Origin of the sequence: [Flexibacter] sp. ATCC 35208 (genome assembly GCF_001975825.1) — a bacterium.
Taxonomy (GTDB): domain Bacteria; phylum Bacteroidota; class Bacteroidia; order Chitinophagales; family Chitinophagaceae; genus Chitinophaga.
Genome location: NZ_MTKN01000086.1, coordinates 1 through 23,877, shown reverse-complemented (window position 1 = coordinate 23,877; position 23,877 = coordinate 1). Strand labels below are relative to the sequence as shown.

18 protein-coding genes are annotated in these 23,877 nt (G+C 37.6%); 2 read left to right on the top strand and 16 right to left on the bottom strand.

Annotation, left to right across the window (positions count from 1 at the left end):
- From BW716_RS37890 to BW716_RS31495, 13 genes are all read right to left on the bottom strand, one after another.
- Positions 1-339 (bottom strand): hypothetical protein (locus BW716_RS37890; protein WP_220388875.1); only part of this gene is annotated, 339 nt, incomplete at its 3' end.
- A gap of 558 nt (positions 340-897) precedes the next feature.
- Complete coding sequence (locus BW716_RS31565; protein ID WP_143709147.1) at positions 898-1,377, bottom strand: hypothetical protein; 480 nt, start codon at positions 1,375-1,377, stop codon at positions 898-900.
- A 635-nt stretch (positions 1,378-2,012) separates the two neighbouring features.
- A complete protein-coding gene (locus BW716_RS31560; protein WP_083730044.1) occupies positions 2,013-2,387 on the bottom strand; it encodes a hypothetical protein in 375 nt (124 codons plus the stop codon).
- A gap of 242 nt (positions 2,388-2,629) precedes the next feature.
- Entirely contained in the window at positions 2,630-3,085 is a 456-nt protein-coding gene (locus tag BW716_RS31555) for a hypothetical protein (RefSeq protein ID WP_083730043.1), read from the bottom strand.
- A gap of 1,476 nt (positions 3,086-4,561) precedes the next feature.
- Positions 4,562-4,975, bottom strand: a complete 414-nt coding sequence (locus tag BW716_RS31535) for a hypothetical protein (RefSeq protein ID WP_143709146.1) — start codon at positions 4,973-4,975, stop codon at positions 4,562-4,564.
- 406 nt (positions 4,976-5,381) lie between these two features.
- Complete coding sequence (locus BW716_RS31530; protein ID WP_083730038.1) at positions 5,382-5,843, bottom strand: hypothetical protein; 462 nt, start codon at positions 5,841-5,843, stop codon at positions 5,382-5,384.
- A 93-nt stretch (positions 5,844-5,936) separates the two neighbouring features.
- A complete protein-coding gene (locus BW716_RS31525; RefSeq protein ID WP_083730037.1) occupies positions 5,937-6,248 on the bottom strand; it encodes a hypothetical protein in 312 nt (103 codons plus the stop codon).
- Positions 6,249-6,585: 337 nt separating this feature from the next.
- Positions 6,586-6,813 carry a hypothetical protein gene (locus BW716_RS31520; RefSeq protein WP_083730036.1) on the bottom strand — a complete coding sequence of 76 codons (228 nt, stop codon included), beginning with the start codon at positions 6,811-6,813 and terminating at the stop codon, positions 6,586-6,588.
- A 313-nt stretch (positions 6,814-7,126) separates the two neighbouring features.
- Entirely contained in the window at positions 7,127-7,450 is a 324-nt protein-coding gene (locus BW716_RS31515) for a hypothetical protein (protein ID WP_083730035.1), read from the bottom strand.
- Between the two features lie 523 nt (positions 7,451-7,973).
- Positions 7,974-8,435, bottom strand: coding sequence for a hypothetical protein (locus tag BW716_RS31510; RefSeq protein WP_083730034.1), 462 nt, complete (start codon positions 8,433-8,435; stop codon positions 7,974-7,976).
- A 20-nt stretch (positions 8,436-8,455) separates the two neighbouring features.
- Positions 8,456-14,263, bottom strand: coding sequence for an RHS repeat protein (locus BW716_RS31505; protein WP_083730033.1), 5,808 nt, complete (start codon positions 14,261-14,263; stop codon positions 8,456-8,458).
- A gap of 61 nt (positions 14,264-14,324) precedes the next feature.
- Positions 14,325-14,921, bottom strand: coding sequence for a hypothetical protein (locus BW716_RS31500; protein ID WP_083730032.1), 597 nt, complete (start codon positions 14,919-14,921; stop codon positions 14,325-14,327).
- A 1,203-nt stretch (positions 14,922-16,124) separates the two neighbouring features.
- On the bottom strand, positions 16,125-17,141 hold the full coding sequence (locus BW716_RS31495) for an RHS repeat domain-containing protein (protein ID WP_083730031.1): 1,017 nt from the start codon (positions 17,139-17,141) through the stop codon (positions 16,125-16,127).
- A gap of 212 nt (positions 17,142-17,353) precedes the next feature.
- Between BW716_RS31495 and BW716_RS31490 the strand changes: the two genes are divergently transcribed.
- Positions 17,354-18,141, top strand: a protein-coding gene (locus BW716_RS31490) for an IS5 family transposase (protein WP_220388874.1) whose coding sequence is annotated in 2 segments (ribosomal slippage) — positions 17,354-17,705 and positions 17,705-18,141 — 789 coding nt in all. Because the reading frame shifts where the segments join, the coding sequence is not laid out codon by codon here.
- Positions 18,142-18,676: 535 nt separating this feature from the next.
- On the opposite strand, the gene BW716_RS31480 is transcribed toward BW716_RS31490, so the two are convergent.
- The 3 genes from BW716_RS31480 to BW716_RS31470 all read right to left on the bottom strand — a co-directional run bounded on the left by BW716_RS31480 (position 18,677) and on the right by BW716_RS31470 (position 23,048).
- Positions 18,677-18,958 (bottom strand): hypothetical protein, encoded by a 282-nt coding sequence (locus BW716_RS31480; protein WP_083730029.1) that lies wholly within the window; start codon positions 18,956-18,958, stop codon positions 18,677-18,679.
- Positions 18,955-21,978, bottom strand: a complete 3,024-nt coding sequence (locus tag BW716_RS31475; protein WP_179091362.1) for an RHS repeat protein — start codon at positions 21,976-21,978, stop codon at positions 18,955-18,957. The genes BW716_RS31480 and BW716_RS31475 overlap by 4 nt, the downstream gene beginning before the upstream one ends.
- 266 nt (positions 21,979-22,244) lie before the next feature.
- The gene (locus BW716_RS31470) at positions 22,245-23,048 is read right to left on the bottom strand and encodes a hypothetical protein (RefSeq protein WP_143709144.1); all 804 of its coding nucleotides are present in this window, start codon (positions 23,046-23,048) and stop codon (positions 22,245-22,247) included.
- Positions 23,049-23,361: 313 nt separating this feature from the next.
- Between BW716_RS31470 and BW716_RS31460 the strand changes: the two genes are divergently transcribed.
- Entirely contained in the window at positions 23,362-23,634 is a 273-nt protein-coding gene (locus BW716_RS31460) for a LytTR family DNA-binding domain-containing protein (protein ID WP_083730025.1), read from the top strand.
- Positions 23,635-23,877: the final 243 nt, after the last annotated feature.

The window sequence follows — 23,877 nt, the reverse complement described above, 5'->3', positions numbered from 1 at the left end:
GAGAACCGAATACTTACTTTTGTGTAAGTATTCATTTATATCTGAAGTCAAATAATCGATAAAAATATGATTATCATACTTAGTGATAAGATTACCTCCTATTATACAAACTCTGTTTAATGGCTTAATGCTTTCCATAAACAAATTTGCATATTTTACAGCAATCTCTCCCCCCTTAGTATTCTCCAAACATCGTAGGTGAAAACTCGCATCACTAAAACAATAAAGTGGATCATTTACATTAATTACAAAAGCTGGAAATGAATAAGCCTCATTTTCGTTTTCTATTTCAAGATTACAAATAGAACACCTAGTTGTGCCCGGGATCAATATACTCATTCTTCATTATTCTATTTTGGTCTTACGACACTTATTTCTCCTCCATGATAAACATATTGTCTAGTTTGGCCGAATTCTGTTAAAGCTGTGGCGTCGGCACTACTTGGTGGAGCAGAAGTAGGATGGGGATGTCCAAACAATAATTTAACCTCGTTGCGCTTAAATATTACACCACCAGGTTCACCACTTACTAAAGCACGTTCTCCATTTATCAATGTGACAATAGCATGTTCATTTCCTGTAGTCCAGGTAAGACCCTTTGCTTCATTAACAATATCTTTTAATTTTTCTCCTCGTTTAATGATTCACTCAATACTCATAGGAGCGCTCTTCCCTCCTGCGGCACTTGCTACTGAAACAGAGGCTTAAATACCACTAAAAAAAGTATTGTTAGAATTCCCTGCTAAGGTAAAATACATTGCATTACGTTCAGATATAAATACTGTAACATATTTCTACATTTGAGGTTTATACCGACACATCAAATCACCCTGCCAAATCTACGAAAATGTCCTTGCTTTTAACAAAGTATGAAATAGTGTTTATTCAGGATACTAATTAATATTGCATATAAAGAACTGAATCCGGTACTCCATCCCTCTTAGCCATTGCTTGAATAGTATCTAATATTTCATGTTGGAATCGGGCTTTGACTCTTTGCTCTTCTGCTGGAGACATAAGCTTTCTGTCGGCTATATATCCTCCTGCCCGAATATTAGGGTTGTAAACATCACTTAATACAAGCATACCTCCAAATGATATCAGGTACATTTCTTCAGGCCCCTGTTCAAAATATATTCTTTTATTATCAATACTATCAAGATCAATTAGCTTATTTAGACTCTTCCATTTTTCAGGTACAGCATATCCTTTTTTTTGTACTAATGTGTCAAAATATTGCATGATAAGCTCTGCCCGTAAGGTTGTTTCAATAGGATAAAATAAATCATTAAGATTTCCGGCTTTATAGGAATGGGTACAACCCATAAAAGAAGAGATTACAATAACTGAAACACTAATAAACAAATATTTTAACATAAAATCTGATTTATCCTTTTTCCTTTGAATTATTAGGAAGCCAAATTACTTTGGTGTTGTCATCCTTATCCTCTACTGCATGCCATAATCCCTGCCGCACCAATTATAGCAGAGGATCCGCTAGAAAAAATCACCCATCCTCGATCTGGAGTTACCATTAACATTCACAGTCGTGACGAAGAATCTACTAGCGAATGAAACAGTGGGGTATAGTTACGATTGAGTAAGATGATAAAGCGCCTCATGGTTGCGAGGAGTTTTATTGAAAAATTAATAGTTGAGTTCCATTTCTATCAATGATAATCTTTTGCCGACCATGAAAAATTATAATCTTGTAAACCCATTATACTCTGAACACTTATATCTATACCAAAGGCATATAAAATATGCTTAATTTTACGCTGCCCCTTTTTTATCAGACTACACTATTTTTCTACTTTAGTCTTCGGATATATTTAAATCATAGAACTACTATGTGTCTTGATTCTAAATACAGAGCCATAATGCCAGACATATTTCTGAACCGATGGTTGTTGGCCATGGATACGTTCTTGTGACCATGACCTAAATTTATCACATTGATTCACATAATTTTAAGTTCTAATTTTTCGCCATTTAAAATTGCTGAATTAGAATCAACTATTCATCAAGCTTTTGAATAACATTTTCAAAATCTGATTATTATTAGATCCATAATTCTTTTTACTATAGGCACCCCATATAGATACGCTGATGACAATGATAAAAATAATATGCCATAAGAGAAATAAAAGGATTTCAATCTCCAAAATAAAAAATCGGTAGATAGCTGTCGCCAGATAATAAATCCAAATTAAAACAAATGCAAGCCTTGGATACCATAATGTCCATATACCCATGCCTAACAGAGCAATGGTCCATAATAGCATCTCAGGATTAAAAACATTTTGATGAGTATAATCATTAAAACTAGAATGAATACCAAAAATTATTGTTACTAAAAGAATCAGCTGACCCATAAAAATCCTCATAAAAAATTAATTTGATAATTCTGCCAGTCTCTTACACTTCTTCTTAGACACGTATATCTCATGATGATGTTAATACTATTCCAAGATAAGAATGAAAAATTACAATCGCTTCTCCTCTATATCAATATTATCATACGAAGTAAATTCTGACTTAAGAGCTGAAATTCAGATATTATATTAAAAGAGATTATTCACCAATTCAATAATTTACACCAAACTATAGCCCATTCGAAATCAAATTCTCATTTTCTTTTGGGCAACCACATCTTACCCCAATAGATTCTATTGCCCTGTTCATTATAAAATGAAAAATCAGTCGGCTTTTTAGTAATTACATCAAGATTAATTACCACTAAACAGCTTTTATTAATTTCTTCCATTACTTGAGAGGTTTCATTTGGTATAAAATCCTTATCAGAGGAAAAAAACATTATTATATTCGCCGGATTACCTACCTTAACCGTATCACTATATTTTATTGCCAAATCAACCATCATAGCACTATCAATACAGTTTTTTGAGAGATTTTCTGACAAAACATAATGCGCATATCCTATAGTCTTGCCCTCATAAATACCTGGTATCGTAAATAAGGTTTTCAATTTATCACACTTACATTGTTTAGTATCCAAATATTTACAAGAAATGATAACGCAAACTAACAAGGAACCTAATAGAATTAGTATATTCTTTTTCATTTAATTATTCTTATCTATTAACTCAAATATTCCAATTAAATGGAGCATAATTTCTTGATGAAGATGGATAAAAATTTGCAGAATTATGTTGAAGCAAATAAAGAGACGGTAGTTCAGGAAGACTAGAGGAAGCATTATCAGTACCAGCTCCATAATGATCCCACACTGTATACTGAACCTGTATTTGAGTTGCCGAAATAGAGGTTATTTTGGTATTCCATTGCTGTGTTCCTCCTAATACAGCATGCATAAACCACGTATCCTTTATATATGGCCATAGATCCTATATCCAGATTCCCTTCTTTATGCCTGGCTGTTAGTGAAACCAAATTATACAACCATTTTAATTTTTCACTCATGACGGTATCATAAATGATAAAGCAAACCTGATTTTATACAGGTGGCTTTAATTCTGGACGCATTATTTACCAAGGTATAAGCTTCCTCAAAATAACAGCCTATAATTTTTCCTGCTTTGCCATCCTACTATCCGGATGAAAATATTGGATTATTTTCTGCATTCGGTATCTACGCCACTCATCTAATTCCCATTGAGAAACTAACAGGTCAGATTTATGATAAACTAATAATTTATAGTAAGTATAACGGGATGGAATAGGTACCAATTCAAATTTGAGTTCCCCGATTGGCACAGAAATATCAATTACCAATTCATCCTTTCTTTTAACTATTATATGGCAAATACCATCTTCAATAATTTCTATCAAGCTAATCCAATGCAAACTATACTTTAAACATTTAAAATAGGAATTTAGAAAAATGATAATGGGAATAATGTAAAACCAATAACCCACCCATCCGTGCTCTTTATAAGTTACTGTCCGAAATAGCAATGACATGGATATGACTATTATAACAACAACTCTCATCAATGTGGATAACCTATTAAAATAGGAAACATTTTTTTGAAATATGATCATATATTTTTAATTATCGTTCCGTTAATTTGCATTAGCCTGCTTTTCTTCATTCTCCTTCTGCACTCTTTTCCCCTGGTTAACTATATCATTTACCGTAATTCCAGTATTAACAAAAGTCGCAATTTTGTCCAATTTATCAATACTCCTAGAAGTTTCAGAAATAGCCTCAGGCAGGTATCCTTTGAATATAAATACTCCTTCACTTTTCAATACGCTCGCACTGGTGCAGAGATTCGTACCTGTATTAAAAGTTAGTCCCAGAGAAGTACTATCGGCCTGTACAACGGAGGCACTGATACCAATTGTTGAGTCTTTGGGTATACGTATGCATAGCAGATAAATTGCAAAGTAAGCGCGTCTAAACTTTTTAATCAGCTGTATTTGCCTATAATTTGCTTCACATATTATTGGAAAAATCCTCCTGCTTATTTAAGCAGTGCACGGTCATCTGAAAGAACAAGCATTTTCTAAAAGTGCGAGTGACAAAAATTGCCTCTCTCATTTATGTAATGAAGAGAGGCAATTTTTAAAGCATTTATTTGGGAGGATCAAATGTCCTAATATAAAATTCCTCCACATTTCTTCTTCTCTCTTTTGTAAGTTCATTTGGTATAAAACTCAAATCACGCATATAATTTATAAAATCATCTGAAATTAATGTTTGATATCCTTTATTTAAATAATAAACAAGATAGCTGGGCCAAATCCAAATCCCATCTGTATGTATTATCAATGGTCCTATGCTATTACCATCAATATCCGATATCCATCTGGTCATTGCTAATAAAATTGGAGCACGTTCTAAGTAACATGTCGTCTCTGACTGATACGTTTCAAATAATGGACTAGCTATTGGCTCTATATCCCTAATGGATATACCCACCTTTATAGGCCCATTTTCATATTCTTTCAAAAATCCCAGAACTTCCATATAACTTTTATTTTCCAAATAAAATCATTTTTCGTATCCCAAAATCATTAGGCCAAATATAGAATTGCCCATGATTAACCATAAAATTTCCAGGCGGCATAACTGATACATCAAATGACTGCGCAAGAACTTGAGCATTAGCCAACTTCGACAATTCATAAGCGCTTCCATTAGATAACATTCCTGATCTACATGATAATGACCTAATTCTTGTTCCTTGTACATACCAACTTGCTAAACTTTGCTCACTTCGGCTAATTGTACTAGTCATCGCTGTTGTACTCACAACCGCCCTACCAAACTTGTCATACCAGTAATTTGTAATAAGATTTTCTTTTACTTAATCTCTAAATAAATAGTAGTGGGCCGACCAATTTGGCCACCACTAATATTTATACAAATCAGACAATTCATACTTGCCAAGCTATAAAACTACAAATTCATTTATTCCTCCCTCATCGTCATTAAATATAACTTTATCTAAATGGGAGAAAATCAAGACATATTCAGAGAACTCATAAAATTCACGATTAAAATAGTCTTCATACCATGAAGCAAAAATATCAAATTCCTTCACTAAGATGATAAAGAGCCACTTCTTACTATGACCTTCATCAGTAAACAATAACAAATGCTCTTCCTGATTAATTCCAGCTAAAAAATGTTCTTTAAAATCTTGTATTGTTAAGTCACGTTCACCTGAAGCAAAACAGTACCAATCGTATATTTGCTTACGTTCATATGTATGCCTAACACTTTCCATTGCATTCACGAGATAGTTCTCATAAGCCAAATCTTCATATTTCAGAAATCTGAGCTTTGTGCATTGAAGATGGGTTATAGCCGTTTTAGACTCTATAACCCATTGACAATAAGCATTCTCCATTAATTAATTAATTATTTTTTTGATTACTTTAAAAAGGGTCTCCTGACCAGAAATAAAAATATTTTTCACCATTATCCTACTCCAGCGCTAACATCAGAAGTCATATTGTTCTACCCGCTCTAAATAATTACTGCCATTTTCTTCTTTTTTCTCTGGTTGTTGTTGTGAATTATTATATATCGTTAATGCCGTACCTGAAATGTTATTTGCAATGTAATAATTTGTAAAAGTCGCACCTGCAGCACCCCAACGGGCTTTAAGCTTGTTTATCCCGTCTCCGGCAACCATATTAATTGCAGTACCAACAGTCGTTTCCAATGCGACTATAATCCATTTCTTTTCGCCGAAGAACGCCGAATTTTTAAACGGTTTATCTGACAAATCCGTTTGAAGTGCTGAACCCACAATCCTGCGGTGAAAGGATGTTTGAATAATGCGCTAGCTAAAATGCTGGTTGGATTATAACCACGCCATTACCATTATCCGATAAAATTTCCCCCTCTGTACCTTCGAAGTAAACACTCATCTTTACTCACCTCTCCCTTAATTCGAACCTTTAGTAGGATCTGATTCTGGATGAGTTAGCGACTGGAACCATATAAATTGGCTTATATCTGCCTCCGTTGACCAAAGAGCAACGGGGAGGGTTTTCACTCAATCCAGGCTTCGCAATCAAAATGGTAACTTTGAAAAGTTAGAAATAAATATTTTACCTCACGTACAACCTGTGAAAAACTATATTTTACCCCACCAACATAAAAGCGACAAATAAAATTGGTGCTGACGACCTGGCAACCATTGTGTAGTCGTAAATTTCACCTGTCGTAAATATTTTATTATTAAATAACCGTTTTCTGTCCTGCTGCACATAATAATAAGCTATAGCACCCAATAATACTATAACTACTACAGGAAAAATTTTTCCCGGACGTCCATGGTTTATTTTATCAATAAATTTCAAAAAGCCCATATATTCATGGATTTGATTTGCCACCTCAATACCCCTCCTTATATCCAGTTTCTGTTTGTAGGTTCGAACTTTTGCCGCCGGCTTCTTTCAGATTCCACCTCACGGTGGACACCCGTGCCATGGACTAACACTTCCTACTGTAAACCGTGTTTGGGACTTCCACCATAGAGCTGACAGACATGCCTAACACAAAAAAATAAGCGCCCCCCCGGTGGAGAGGCGCTTTACAGGTTAAATCGGTTAACTAAATTTACCATTCATCATCCGATCCTTACACTCTTTTCTAAATACTTATTTAGACTTTCAGAAGCAGCTATTTTAATCTAAAGATGTCATTTAAATGTACAAGCAAACTGTTTAAACAGCAAATCATCGCAATTATCCCAATAAATAAAAGGACTATTCCAGCTCCACTTCCTCTTATTATATATTCTTTATCTCTAGCCGCACGCGCAATTTCGGAATTAACAAAATACCTTACTACCCTAATCTTTCTATAAAGAATTAGTTTTTCAGGTTTTACCTTTAAAATATGGATCATTGTTAAAATCCAGCCAGCCAATAAACAACTTGTCGCGAATAAGATAAGAATAAAAATATCATTCCATTTTAAGGGAATTATTGACCATTCTTTCATAGATTACCAACTTAAATGTGTATCAAATTTATATTTATTATTACTTTCCCCAACTCCTCCGCCGGGAGAGACTAAACCAAAACCAGTAGCAGTTTTTTGATTTTTTGGATCTGAGGACCAGGAATATTGCATACCAATATAATATCCTCCACTTACGGATCTACTATACGACTGCCAAACACGCCTTCATGACTACGTTTTACATGTTTGGTAATATCTTCTGCTGTCATCCGGTGGCCACGCAAACCAATCAGCAAGGATTCACTTGTACCACCCTGCAACAGTGCCTCCTAATATAATAGTTACTCCATGCCCTATTAAACCCCATCGTCCGGTCAAATCCAGATTATATTCTTTCAATCCAGATAATAACATAGTCTGGTATCTACTATAATAGTTATGTGACCCATTATCATCGACATGTACTGTTCCTATCATAGCATAAGAATTCTTATAGAGCTATGAGGATGGACTTCTAAATTCCTGATCATATCATCGCTTCTGAAATTCGGTTGAAGAGAGATCATCCAGCAGGGACATATCTTTTATTACAAAATTCAATGAATTCAATTGAATTTGATGGAGGAGGTGCCTCACCGGTAATGCAGCCTATTCGGGCATTTAGATAGTTTTTTACATCCTTAAATATTGCTATGCTTATGTCAGAATCAACCTCTCTCCCAACAATTGATATTCCAAAAATCATTTTCCCATCATTTGTATATCGTAATGTAATTTGCCTAATTATTGAATTTTCCACCTCATTCCCCCAATATATCAAATAATCACAATCCAAGTTTTCATCACAATAATTAAGTAAATCAACATCCGAATAAAATATAATAGTTGGTTCTGAAGAATATTGAGGAATAATATATTCTCCTGCCAATTCTTCTTTTATAAAACCATAGTTTGTAAATAGATCATAAACCACCTCGGAAGATCTGTTGTCAACTAAATAATAAGAGTCTATATATTGTGGCATAAAATATAATTTCAATTTAACTATGGCATTCTACCCGCACTAATAAATTCACCGTCTAATGTTTCATAATAGAAATATTTTACCCCATTAATAACGGGTTCCGTTCTATTAACATCAATTTTAACGTTATCTAGTAATTCTCTCGATCTAAAAAATCCTCCTTGCTCGAGCCCGGCAGCCCGGATATTGCTAACTGCATCATTAAAAAATACCTGGTTTTCGGATGCTTTAAGCATAGATCCTTTCCAAACCGGAAGAAGTAATTCTTTCTCATGTCTGTTATAGCTATGTTGAAAAGCTTCTTTCTCCGCTGCTGTCATTTGTGCAAATGGAACTGTATGTCCTACTGTATTTGAAGCCGGCTCAAATGCAAGCTTTGCAACATTAAATCTTTCACTGACAGTCTTTGATGTTCCTCTAATATTTTCCTCTACCAGTTCATTTAAATAAGCCTTTTCTGCAAGATAGCCAGAATATTGTGCTGTTTTAGCCTCAACATATTCTGTTATCAGCTGTTTAGATAGATTTCCAAGGCCTGCCCCCAAATATCCCATACTTAAAGCAAAGCCAAAATCATTAGCGACTTCCGCTGCTTTTCCGGAACCTTCTACAATGGCTGAGGAATAAAAATCTGATGCCTTTGCATGGCTAAAATCAGCTTCTGATTTATACTCCGCATTTACAAAAATGGTTTGCCCAAAAGCTTTTGATGGGTAATGTCCAATTATCCTATAAGGACGATCATATTCTAATCTGCCTTGTTTATCAACCTTTCCTGTTGCTTCTCCTTCTGTCCATCCAAAAACCTTTAATACTGTTTCTTTTCCTGACGCTGCCTTTAACCAGATAAATATATAATGGATATCTTCTCTTCCATCCAAATCAACAGCTTGAATTGGAGTATTCCCAGAAAACTGATATGGTGTATAGTGCGGGAATTTCATTGTCAATGGATCAACACTTAAAAATTTACTTACTCTCGAATCATACACTCGCATCCCATAATCCAGTTCATTCCCTTCCCCCTTCACCTCATTATCATTTTCCTTCCCGTTAAATCCATACCTATATCCCTTAGCAGTTATACCATAACTTATTCCAGCCTCAGTCCCAGGATCGGCATTCGTCTGATCTACAAACAACGTAGTAAACTCATCTGCTATTCCACTTGCAAACTCTCCTTCAAAACTTATTGTCTGCGTAGCCATATAAGTTCCGGGAGTATTATTCGTACGCTGAGTTACTGTCAGTGTTGGAGGTATCGTATCTCCCCCCATAATAACGGTACTACCTGCAACGTTCTTTCCTGCACCTAAATGACCTCCTCTACCAGGCATTAACATACCGAAAGGATAGTATTCCTGCGCAGAGTTAATAACAGGATTGTAAGAATCTATGGTAGAATTATCGAGCGACACCCCCGTTTTCTTGTCTGAAACAGTTGCAAGGACATTACCCAGATGGTTCGTTAACTCAAAGAACTTCTTGCCTCTTGTAAATGTAATATTTTTCCCATAACCTAACCCAATGAGACTAGTTGTCGCTGATGGTGTTGAATCCTGTACATTAGTTGTCAATGTTGTCATCCCTAAACGGTTGGAACCATACAAATTGGCTTCTATCTGACTTAAATGACCATTATTAACTGATGTATCCCGATAAGTATAAGTACTCAGTATATTTCCAGTAGCGTCACGTACATAAAATGTCTGGACAGTATCTTGCGTTTCGCTGATCACTGACTTGCTGATCCGGTTTCCAGCTGCATCATAGGCATAGACAATAGAAGTGGTATCATGCTTATATATTTTGGCTATTTTACCATATACATTCCACTTGATACTATCCACCCCGGCACGGACATCAGAAACCATATTACCAATACTATCGTACTTGTAATTACCAACAGACTGATTATCAACATCATTTCCATAATTAGCGCCTCTTACTAAGTCCGTCACATAAGAAAGCTTGTTTGTACCAGGACGATAATGATAAGTCAGACTATCCATTCCTAAAGGTGAACCAGCAAAGGTTTTGTTACCATTACGATTGTAAGTGAGGATGTTACCATTTCCATCATAGGTAACCGACTCTGTAAAATCAGTAAGCGCAGTGAAGGCATTAGTCCAAGAATTGTTTAAACTATCCAACCCCTTATTGGCTATCATTCCCGTTAGTCGGTTGAGGACGTCATAAGAATAAGTGTATTCCAGCGGCGTACCAATCGTTGTTATGTTTTGGCTGATAGCGGATATATTACCATTAAACAGTGGGCTGTTTCCAACTGCTATCGCAAAAGGCTTAACAGAGGTATTAATAGTTGTATATTCTCTACTACCAAAGTAGTGTAAGCCGAATCCAAATACATCTTTCGCTACCAAACTACCACTGGCACCGTCTCCTCCCATATCGAATAATGGCGTGAGGGCGGTACTATTTACTCCTTTCAGCCAACCTTGTAATGTGTAAGCATAATCTATACCCTGTACCTGCTGCTGCCCAATGACTGCACGAGCCAGTGGACCATGCTTATAGTATTCATAATAAGCGTCATTCTCCCAATAAATACTATCATGACTTGTCTCAACGTTAATTAGACGATTTTCTGCGTCATAAATGTAATGATGATAAAAGGCATCCTTCTGTCCAGGCTGATATGCTACAAAGTTGACATTACCGCTGATGAGGTCATATTGATATACTACTTTTTTAAACCTATTGTAATATTGATACATTGGACCTTCCCTATAGTACTGCAACAAAGTATCTATGCTACCATGAATATCATAGGTGTAAAAAGTACCATTCGCAAATTTTCGACTACTTATATCTGAAGCAACGTTATAATATCCACTCCAGGCTACCCTGTTTCTCAGATTATTTTGTGTGAGTGCCAGCCCATCAAGAGATGTATAAGCCGTATCATAATTAGTACTTGTAATCTGTGTACGTGTAGCTGCCGCAGCATTTAACCAGCTTGCTAAACTTTGCTCACTTCGGCTAATTGTACTAGTCATCGCTGTAGCACTCGTTAGCTCTCCTACCTCAATCGGCCTACCCAGTGCATCAAAGTTTGTATAACTATAGTTTTTAGCTAATGATTGTTTCACATTCTGAGAAACAACCGCCCTACCTAATTTATCATACCAGTAATTAGTAATACTATCATCAGGTGTTTTCTTTGAGGCAATCTGATTCAGCGTATTATACCTATACTCCGTTGCCATCTGATGCGCCGGCACGAACCGTGTACCCGCTCTTCTCGCCGCTGCCAGATTTGCTTTCCAGGTTGCACTCCGATCTATCACCACTCCCGCTGGCGGAATCGTCCTCGTAAGGTTCCCCGCCTGGTCATAATAATACAAAGTATACTGATACTCACTGGTGCCATACCCTAATGTAAACAACTCACGCAGCCCACCAGCAATCGCCGTATCACGATAAATCTTATCAAAATTATTCTTCAGGACATCCTTGTAATTATTGTATAAGTCATACCCCTGACTATATACCAGGAATGCACTATCAGAACAATTGTTGATTGTATCCTTGACTGTTGTAAAGATAGTCACTGACTTTCCACATAATAATATGGTATCAGCAACTGGATCAGAGACATTAGAAACCCTCGCTATGATAGTACCGCCTGTCGTATCACTGATCTGGCACTGGTTAGTCCTGAAGTCCATATACTCCCAATAATGCTTATTAAAGCCCAGTCTCACGTTCATATAGTTTTCGAACAACTGGTTCTTCTTCATCTGCACACTATCTGTTGTCTCTCTTACTGGTGCATTACCCGGATATTTGGAAATATAACTATTATACAATGTATCAATTACCTTACAACCTATACAGATATCTCCCGTATAGCACTGTAATGCCGGTGGAATAGTAATAGGAGATGTAAGGCTGACACACGTGCTATTACCATTACATGAGCTCAACAAGGAATCCAGGTTCGCCTGGGTCATATGAATACCTCTCGTAGCCGTCAGATAAGCTGCAAATGTGAGGCTTGTTCCTTTCGCGGTGTATTCGCTCTTCAGCGCATTCAACTTAGTACACTGACAATCGTCTGGTTTGCTGTATAACGTGATGTCGTAATAAGCCGGCTGCTGATCGTAAGGTGCCGGAGAGGTAATCTGGTAAGCATTGCAGGTATAAGCCTGTAGGTTTTTACCCGCATAATATGCATCCAATACTGCCTGGAAACTTTTGTATGTATAAGTGCTACCTGGTGCTACTGTACTCGAGCCAAATGGATGTGATATATCTGAACCCTGTTTACATACCTCTACTAACCTTGGTAAGATCACGTTAGTAAGAGTAGCTGAATCAATACAACCAATCAGTTTACTGTACCAATCTGCAATGTAAGCTCTACAATTCTGGGCATAAGATGAATCCATTGACACACGCACTGAATCTGAACCCTGATTTTGATTCAGGTAAGAAGGGCCCTGCTCGCTGACTGCCTTATCAGCTACATAAAAAACTGGTTGGAATCCGGAATCAATGAGTGTAGCAGATGATATCTTTGGGGTACCGGAACAGGAAGCTGCATCAATCACTGCATCAATCAGGTTATGCTTTTCTGTCTTGTAGCTCTCCCGGAAAGCACGCCATGCCATATCCTGATCTGCTGTACAGGTCAGCAAACCGAAAGCAGTTGTTGGATGAATACTGGTCTGATAACACGTTCCATCGGAAGGACACTTCACACGAACCATCGCCATGGTATACATGCTGACGTTAGCTGGATTGTTCTTCATGTAGTTATTTATCCGGTTATTCAAACCATCCTTAATACTGGTGTATTTAATAGGATCGACATTAGCGGTAACGATTGTAAAATTACCGGTAGACGAATCTCCCAATGGGTTCAGGTATCCCGCTGCTACCGCATCCGCATAGGTATCTATTTTTGAAAATTTATCATCCCAGTCATAACTTGACTTATACTTAATATAAGTAAGGTATTTACAATATTCAGGGTGATATTTCAATAACGCATTGGCCCAGGAAGCCTTAAACTTACTCCCAAACTGGGTGGCTGTCAGTTTTTGCGGAATCACCCATGCTCCTGTCTGTTCATCATATACTGTATCCTTTTTACCATTCTCATCCAAATACACTATCAATGTATCCTGGTATGGAGGCAGTTTAACATCAGAATCACTATAAAAGATGGAGTAGATATTTTCACTCTTTTCCGGCACTGCATATTGCCCTGACGGTGCTGTTACATCCAGCAACATTTGCTTCAATACATTTGTAGTCTGAGCAGTACTATCGCACAGCGCATTACAGGCATCGATGGCTGCTTCATAAGCCGTCCATGCTGCACCCCGGCTGGCAGCAGTATCCTGGATCTGGCCAATGCTCATATAGTTGGCCCGGAAGTTATCCCAGCTACCAATACTTACAAAACATGCCTGGCAGGATGGTAAACAGTCCGTTGTAGGCTGCAATGCTCTTTGATCATTGATAAAGTCATCCAGCGTCTTACACAGGGATTTGGCCATGTAAATATTGTCCCGGTAATAAGCAAGTGCATCACTGTTCACTACAAGACGTTTCGTGATCAGGTAAGATCCTGAAGTCAACGCCAATGAATCAGTTACATCGATATTTTGTACTGTTGAATTTGCAGTTGGATCTGTACCTGCTGTATAGTTACGGAATACCCTTTCATAGGCTTTTTTACCAGGCAAACGCTGGTTATTTGCGTCGTCCGTGATAGTAATATACAGATCGTATCGTACAGGATAGTTAACGATGACACCATTACAATCCGGCATCTTTACAGAAGGTGTGTTCAACTTGTATCGGAAAGTATATGTACATGCAAAAAAATTATTTTTATTATTCTCCGAACTTATTTCACATCAATTTTATTGAATCAAATTCTTCTGCCACAATATAAGTTTTCCCTATAAACATTACTGTAAGAGGAGATAAATTCAGTTCCCGGTTATACAACATATTCGTTTTAACACTATGCTTTTCTAGTAACTCCGCATATTTTGACATGAGTCGTTGAGGCCCTTTCGCAAAAAGTCCTGCGCCTGCTTTCAATAACTCATCGAAGTTTACATCTTGATGATTTAAAAACCGATCTACCTCCACATAATTTTCAAATAATTCATTATGCACCTGTGTCAAATCCCAATACAACTTAAATATATCTGCCGGCACTCCACTAAAATATAAATTTGTAAGTGGATCCTGATGTTCCCACAATAATGCATGTTCCGTCTCAAATTCAACACTAATAAAAGGTTCTGAAGAAACATTGGCTACTTTAAATCCTTTCAAATTTACTTGCCATCTCTGATCTACCCAATCCTTCTCATTAATGTAGTTGACATATTTAAATCTAATGATCACATAAGGTATCTCTGATTTAAAATCAACTTCCTCTATAAGGATGGTCCTATCATCAGGATAGTATTTATTTAACTCATTTAATAATTCCATTTTCTTTTATTTCAAAAGGTCAATTTTCCTATATCCAGGCACTTTTCGTTATCCCACGCCATTATAATATTTCTCATAAAAAAAGTACCTCTCTAGTGCTCTATTATTTTTCATCCAAAATAAAACTTTGACAAGACGCATCGTCCTGGAAGTCATATTAAAATGAAAGTGCAACTTTTCTCATCTCTAGCCGGACATTCTTCTAAAAACGGTTTACTATTCTGCATCACGAATCAAAAATTCAATTTGGAACCTTAGTTGATAGTAATTTGGTGTTATAATAGTTTGATATCAGTGCAAAAAACTATCTTATGCTTGTCAGTGACTTCTTTTCTACCTTTACAACTCTAACCTCCCGTTTAAGAATAGTAGACCATAGCCACTGTAATAAATAGCATCGCTATCTACTGCCAATTCCTTAATCTTTCATTTTTCATTACTACCTCATCAACTTTATCGCCGTGAATTCAGCGGAGCCATCCCCATTAAACTTGGACCATTGTATACATAAAGCAAATTGGCGTCTTGCTTTATCTTTGTTACAATTAGCAATCCTTCCTTCAATATTGGCAGCAGGAACCCTTGTTCCATGAAATAAGCATCCACTGGCATGTAGTTGACCATGCTTTTAAGGACTGAATAACTACCAGTCTATTTTCCTCTGTTTAGATGGAACTTACATCCACTAAAATCATGAAACCGTTGCTAGACGCACAAATCTAGTTGATCAAATTCGAATATAATATTTTCTTTTGTTTATTGTAATTTGTAGGAAATTCCAAACGAATATTTCCCATAATATTTTGAATTTATGTCAGTTTATGAATAGATCTATCCATCAGATAAGGTTAGTAGTTGTTAACAGTACCCTCTCATTATAGGAAAGTGTTGCAGAGCAATTATCCAGAAAAATTCAAATTCCCAGCAAAATTTCGACTATGTTATGGGAGGAACTCAAAATTTGACTGAAATTAGCTGATACCTGAACCTATCCTTAAAGTAAACTTTCAAACCGGGAGTTTCGGAACGTCAGGTTTGACGAGGCTGGTAGTGGGAACGCAGTCTATACAAACGACGCTCCGCTACTTGACTCTATATTTCAATTTTCTTATACCCCTTGCAAACTCTTCTGCCACTCCACCTATTATAACTTCAACCCTACAGAAAAACCTTCTTATTACTTCATTCATACAATACATCATTTTAATTTGTAGTTACTTGTGGAATAATAAACCTAATATTCCTTGGCAATTCAGAAGGGGTAGCTGGACGAACATCCTGTACTTGCTTAAGTTTCGCAGGGTTGTTAGGCCTTGGAATATTCTCCCATACCTGCATATGTGGTGTTGGAATGGGTTCATTCTGCAGATTAGGGTGAGGTGCGCCAGGAGAACCATCTGGTTTTCCACCATCAAACCGATCACCAGGTTTAAAAGGTTCGTTTGCCGGACGAAACGCATCAAATATCCAATCTTGGTATTTAAAGATATTTTTGTTATTATCTCTTTGGAATGTGGTGTGATTCCCAGTTGCTTCGGGGTCGGATTTCATATTATTCGAACCTCTTGAACTTTCATTTTCCTTCTTATTATTATTACTATTTGATTCCCTTAGCGCATCTCCTGGCGCCAGAGGTGCAATTGGAATAGCCGGTGACAGAGGGACTGGTATAACTGTTCCTCTAGGTACTCCGTCTATTGGAATAGGTTCCAATATTGGTCCTCCCCCCCTGCTACCAGCCATAGGCAAGAGTATACCACCAATTTCACCCGCTTTTATAGCTGTTTTGTAATACTGAGCCTCTGCTTCTGTAAACGGCCAACTGCTTACATCTACTCCCGGCAAACCTATGGAGTGCTCTAATCCATTTAATGTTCCAAGAAAACTCGCTAAAGATTTTCTCCAACCGGGAGGATCTTCTACTGGACTATCTCCAAATCTGTCACTATACCTTATTGGATTATCAAGCATGGACGCATATGGACTCCATTCTGGATACCTACTAATGGCTGGATCTAAAGAAAACCAACGACCAATTCCAGGATCATACTCTCTGAACTGAGTAGTATATTCATTTCCTTCTCCTCCTATTTCATCGTTTCTTTCCATGCCATTAAACCCATACCTATACCCCTCCTTATATCCAGTTTCTGTTTGTAGGTTCGAACTTTTGCCGCCGGCTTCTTTCAGATTCCACCTCACGGTGGACACCCGTGCCATGGACTAACACTTCCTACTGTAAACCGTGTTTGGGACTTCCACCATAGAGCTGACAGACATGCCTAACACAAAAAAATAAGCGCCCCCCCCGGTGGAGAGGCGCTTTAAAGGTTAAATCGGTTAACTAAATTTACCATTCATCATCCGATCCTTACACTCTTTTCTAGAACTAATTTCATAAATGCTATTTAGATTTTTGAGATCTTTATATCATGTCAAGACGGGAAAATTTAACTGATGATCAATGGGCTCTAATAAAGCCGCTTATTCCAATTGTGCCAGTACGTGAACATGGCAAAGGACGTCCTCGTATACACAGCGACAGAGAGGTTCTTAATGGAATCTTATGGGTTCTGAGAACTGGCGCTTCATGGATTGATCTGCCAGGACGTTTCCCTTCTGGATCAACTTGTTTCAGGCGATTCAGTAGCTGGAGTAAAAGTGGTGTATTTCGAAAAATCCTTGAAACCCTGGCCCAGGATCTTGAAACAAGAGGCGGAATCGATTTATCAGAATGTTTTATAGATGGCACCTTTGCGGTGGCAAAAAAGGGGGCCCAGGAGTTGGAAAGACCAAGCGCGGAAAAGGTACGAAGCTCATGGTTATTACTGACGCTAATGGTCTTCCACTCGCCGTGCACACGACTTCTGCTAGCCCACATGAAGTCACCCTTGTCGAAGCTACCATCAATGAGACTTTTACGGTGGGACAGCCCACAAGAATTATCGGGGATCGTGCCTATGACAGTGATCCGCTCGATGACAAACTTGCGTTGAAAGGTGTTGAACTGATTGCGCCACATAAAAATAATAGAGTCAAACCTGCAACTCAAGACGGGCGACAGCTTAGAAGATATAAAAGAAAATGGAAAATTGAACGATTCTTTGCCTGGTTGAATAAATTTAAGAGAGTTATTACTCGATACGATAGATCTATTAAACATTACGAATCCTTTGTCCATCTCGCTTTCATTAAAATTATTCTAAGAAGGTATTTATGAAATTGGTTCTAGTTATTGATTTAGTGGAGTGATGATATTGCTGGTGCCTATCCTGACAAAATCCTAATACAAGCGGTATTAAGTAAATGGACTGGTCTTGATTCCAAAATTGATTCATATTCTTAAGATAATTGATTTCACTGGATACCCTGCTTTTTTCGTATTTCTGATATTTATTCCACCATTGGTCAAGCCTACTGATAATATCTCTATCTGTATTTTTTTTATTTTTTCGAACAACTTCTTCAGCCTGTTAGCACCATAATATGAATCAACAAAAGCCCTAAATTCTGTGGTGCCTTTTTCGGTCCTTCTTCACGCCATAAACCATCATGACTCCTTGCTTTTAGATATTCGACAGCAAATGTCGAAAAACACTTCATTCTTCCACCTCCAATTTCTTTAATATCAATCACGAATATGACCAACTTCATGAGATGTCAAATCAAACCATAACATCGCACTATTACTAATGCCTGGTAATTACCAGGCATTAGTATTTAAGTATGTTGAGACTTATCAACTTAGGGTGTCATTAATCTATACTCTCAAATTCAATTTTCGGTATAGAATCTAAATAACTATCCAAGTCATTTGTAAAAACAGACTTAACTGTATCAGGAATCTGCATTCTCGACAAACGTACTCCCCTATGAGTTTTTGAACACCACACTAAGCCCCACCCCATTCCTGTATCTTTCTGAACGAGAACAAAAATGGACTCTATAATACCTTCTTTATCAAAAGGAGAAACTATATTTTCTTCTCCCTTTAGAACCCTGTTTATAATATCTGTCCAGTTGTTTTTTGTCTTCATTTTACTTTATAAATTTCCTTTTTATAATATTCCCAAAAAGTGTTTTCTATTCCATAGGCCGCATTTTCAAATCCTTGTATTGTTTTCATATCTACACTGGTACCCCAAATTGAGTATTGCATAATGTGAGTTCTCTCATGCCCTAACGTTTTTACAAGAGTTTCATAATCAGAAAAGGCTTTGGGGAATAATGTAATCGTCTTATCTTGAGCAGATGCAACATATGGAAAATTTGACGCCATCTTTTCAAAATCTCTATCAATCTTTATTTTAATTCCCTTCAAGCCAACACCTGCTCTCTCTGCAACACTTTTTACATCTTTTAACCTCATTGGAACTTCTAATTCAGAAAAAGCACCCGTATTTCCTTTCCTAAAAAGTGTTAATTCAGAGTTATCAGTAATATTCCCACCAAGAGATAGTCCTTTAGCTGCCCCACTTTCAACAATAGGAAGAACAACATTAGACAAGGTCGATAATGAAGCACCTACTCTTTCTTTATAATTCGTTATTCCTGCGTTATCAATTCCTCTTGCATGATTTTTTCCTTCTGTGGCTGTAGTATATGCAATTTTCCCATCATTAACTATCTGATAGACTAATCTCGAAAGAATCGCCCAGCTATGAGTTGACGATTTGCTATCATTCCACTCCCTCCATGTATCCGCCCAATTAGGAATATAAGCTCTTATAGTGGGGGCATTTTGATTAGCTACTTGCTTAGCGTATGCGAGTTTGATGTGAGATTTCCATTTTATTGAATAAGGTATACTTTGCATCCACTCCAGACCATCTTGATCTATCCCATCAATCGGACGATCACTTGCAAATTGATAAGGTGTTAATTCTGGATACTGAAATGTTATTGGGTCTACACTTAGGAAACGGGCAGCCAGTGGATCATATACCCTCATTCCATAATCCTGCTCATTCCCCTCACCCTTCACATCATTATCATTCTCCTTTCCGTTAAACCCATATGGATATCCTTTAGCAGTTATACCATAACTCACTCCACTCTCAGTCCCAGGATCGGCACTCGTCTGATCCACAAACAACGTAGTTAACTCATCACCTGTTCCACTCGTAAACTCCCCTTCAAAACTTATCACCTGTGTAGCCATATAAGTTCCCGGAGTATTATTTGTCCGCTGAGTGACAGTCAGTGTCGCAGGGATGGTATCCCCATTCATTACAACAGTACTACCCGCAACATTCCTTCCTGTCCCTATATGCCCTCCTCTTCCAGGCATCAGCATACCGAATGGATAGTATTCCTGGGCAGAAGTAATAACCGGATTATAACTGCTTATACTGGAACTATCAAGGGACACCCCTATTTTTCTGTCAGAAACAGTTGCAAGGACATTATCCAGATGGTTCGTTAACTCAAAGAACTTCTTACCCCTTGTAAATGTAATATTTTCTCCATAACCTAAACCTATAATACTAGTTGTCGGTGTTGGTGTTGCATCCTGTACATTAGTCGCCAATGTTGTCATCCCTAAACGGCTGGAACCATACAAATTGGCTTCTATCTGACTTAACTGGCCACTATTAACTGATGTATCCCGATAAGTATAGGTACTCAGTATATTGCCCGTAGCGTCACGTATATAGAATGTCTGAACAGTATCTTGCGTCTTGCTGATCACTGACTTACTGATCCGGTTTCCTGCTGCATCATAGGCATAGACTATAGAAGTGGTATCATGCTTATATATTTTGGCTATTTTACCATATACATTCCACTTGATACTATCCACCCCGGCACGAACATCAGAAACCATATTACCAATACTATCGTACTTGTAATTACCAATTGACTGGTTATCAATATCATTTCCATAATTAGCGCCTCTTACTAAGTCTGTCACATAGGAAAGCTTATTTGTACCAGGACGGTAATGATAAGTCAGGGTATCCATTCCTAAAGGCGAACCTGCAAAGGTTTTATTACCATTACGATTATAAGTCAGGATATTACCATTTCCATCATAGGTAACTGCTTCTTTGAAATCTGAAAGCGCGGTGAAGGCATTAGTCCAGGAGTTGGTTAAACTATCCAGCCCCTTATTGGCCACCATCCCTGTAAGTCGGTTGAGAACGTCGTAGGAATAAGTGTATTCCAGCGGGGTGCCAAGCGTTGATATGCTTTGGCTGATAGCAGAGATATTACCATTGAATAACGGGCTATTGCCAACTGCCGCCGCAAATGGTTTAACGGTGGTACTAACAGGTGTATATTCTCTATTACCAAAATAGTGGATACCGAATCCAAATGCATCTTTCGCTACCAGGCTACCACTGGCACCGTCGCCTCCCATATCAAATGATGGTGTGAGGGCGGTACTGTTTCCCCCTTTCAGCCATCCTTGTAATGTATATGCATAATCTATACCCTGTACCTGCTGCTGACCTATCACTGCACGAGCCAGCGGACCATGCTTATAGTATTCATACCAGGCGTCATTCTCCCAATAGATACTATCATGACTGGTTTCAACATTGGTCAGGCGGTTTTCCGCATCATAGCTATAACGATGATAAAAGGCATCTTTCTTCCCTGGCTCATACGCTACAAAATTAACCTTACCGCTAATTAAATCATATTGATAATTAATAGTCTTGAAGCGGTTACCATTTATAAGCATATTTCCATGCTTGTAGTCCTGTAACAGGGACTTCACATTACCATGGATATCATAACTATAGAATGTACCACTCGAATAATCCAATCCATCTGTAGTATTCAGAGACGCAGCATCATCAAACATTGCCATCCACGAAACCCTGTTTCTGAGATTATCCTGCACCAGCACGGTATCAGATGCATAATAAGCGATATCATAAACCGTTTTTGTAATCTGCGTACGGGTAGCCGCTGCTGCATTCAACCAGCTTGCTAAACTTTGCTCACTTCGGCTAATTATACTAGTCACCGCTGTAGCACTCGTTAGCTCTCCTACCTCAATCGGCCTACCTACGCTGCAATGCTCTTTGATCATTGATAAAGTCATCCAGCGTTTTACACAGCGATTTGGCCATGTAAATATTGTCCCGGTAATAAGCAAGTGCATCACTGTTCACTACAAGACGTTTCGTGATCAGGTAAGATCCTGAATTCAACGCCACCATTACATGCACCTCAACATTCGAGACTATAAAACTAAAAAAAACATACTCCCCATAAGCAGTAAACCCCAGCCAATGACCGGGGCTTACTGCTTATGAGGAAGGAAGAATATCTTCGATTAATATCAAAACACTAGTGATACCTATAAATTTATTTGCCTCCATGTTCCATAATTTCATCTATACGGATCTTCAAATCTTCAGGCAATCGTTCTCTTAGTGCATTAAAAACGGGCAAAAAATTATCATTATCCGGTGCACGGGAAATTAATTTGACTATTTGATTTCCAAAGTCTGCATACCATGATGAAGGTTTATCTAATTTTGATAAGCGTTGAATTAAATCTATATATTCATCAAAATCATACTCAGCTGTGTCCAAAATACTTTCATACAAATATTTAGCACATGCTTCCTGTGAGTTATTCAAGTCTTTCTTAAAGTAGTCCGTCAGGAAATTCAATATCGGGAAATCTATATTTTGAGCTTCCAAATCTTGTAAAACAGTGCGTGCGTGTATAAGAATTTCGATCAAATCCAAATTTTTATGTTGAATAGCATATTCTACATCTTGTAGATATAACTGTGGACGATTATCATATTGTTTTAAATTGAGAGCATAATTATTAATGGCCTCCCACATTAATCTTACCTCTTCCTGTAGAATATTTCTATAAAGATCCACATCCATCATAGGAGATTCCATTTCAGATATCCGCCTTTTTTTTCGGTACTCAAAATATGGTATCATTTCTGACATATTCAATCTATACATAGGTTCTGATTTATTTTTTTTCGCCTTATATAATCCAGGAGTGCTTTTGTAAATATAATCAATGGCCATTATTCTTCCATTAAAATGAACTGATCCGGCATTACCTGGGAATCCAAAATTATCGTTCAAAAAATAACCTATACCAGTACTAGTAGGCCAAGAATATTTTTCCACCTTCATAATAGGAAGGTTTGCTCGTCTTGCCCTTTGAGTCACATTATTCCCATTATCATCCAAAGCAGGTATTGAGACACTTTCGAGGTAGGCTTTTGTTCCCTATACAGGCTCACAAAGTCTGTAAATCCAAGAGGGAAAACAACTGCGGCAAGAATACTATTGTAAAACTGCCGTCTAGTTTCTGTAAACTGTTGAACTAAATTAGCATTGTGCCTTTCTTCATCTTCAGGAAATAACTTTATAAACAAAATGGCATCCGGATATTGTTTCCAAAGATCATTAATTTGTTCACAAAAGTAAAGGGCTTTTCACGAAGGTGAGTAGCCAAGTCGTCATACTGGCAGAGGCCAGTGGCGGATGTTCCAGGATCATTACAAGAGAGGGTACTTACCTGGTAAGTAGTAACCTCAGCCAACTGGAGGAACAGCTACCCGTGGCACTCTTTTGCCGTGTACATCGTAGTTACATTGTAGCATTAGAGTCTATCACCAGTGTGACTGAAAATAGTGTTAAAGTTCTTGACAGGGAAATTCCCCTGTCAAGAACTTATGCGGAACAGTTATTTAGCCGTTTGTTGATTATTTTGTAGCTCCCTCCTTTCGTTTAACTCCTCTTTCTATAATTGCCAACTGTTAATTTTCCCTTCGTCAAAAGATTTTTCATTTTGGTGTGGATTGTCGTGTTAATATTGTTGTCGTAAGGCGATAGTGATCCAGGCTGTGCCCGGGATGAAGGAGAGGCACCTTTTGTTCCACTGGATGACTGTTCGTCGAACAAGCATCGAAGAAGCGTCGAAGACGTGTCGAAGGATGATCGAAGAAAGGTCGAAGAA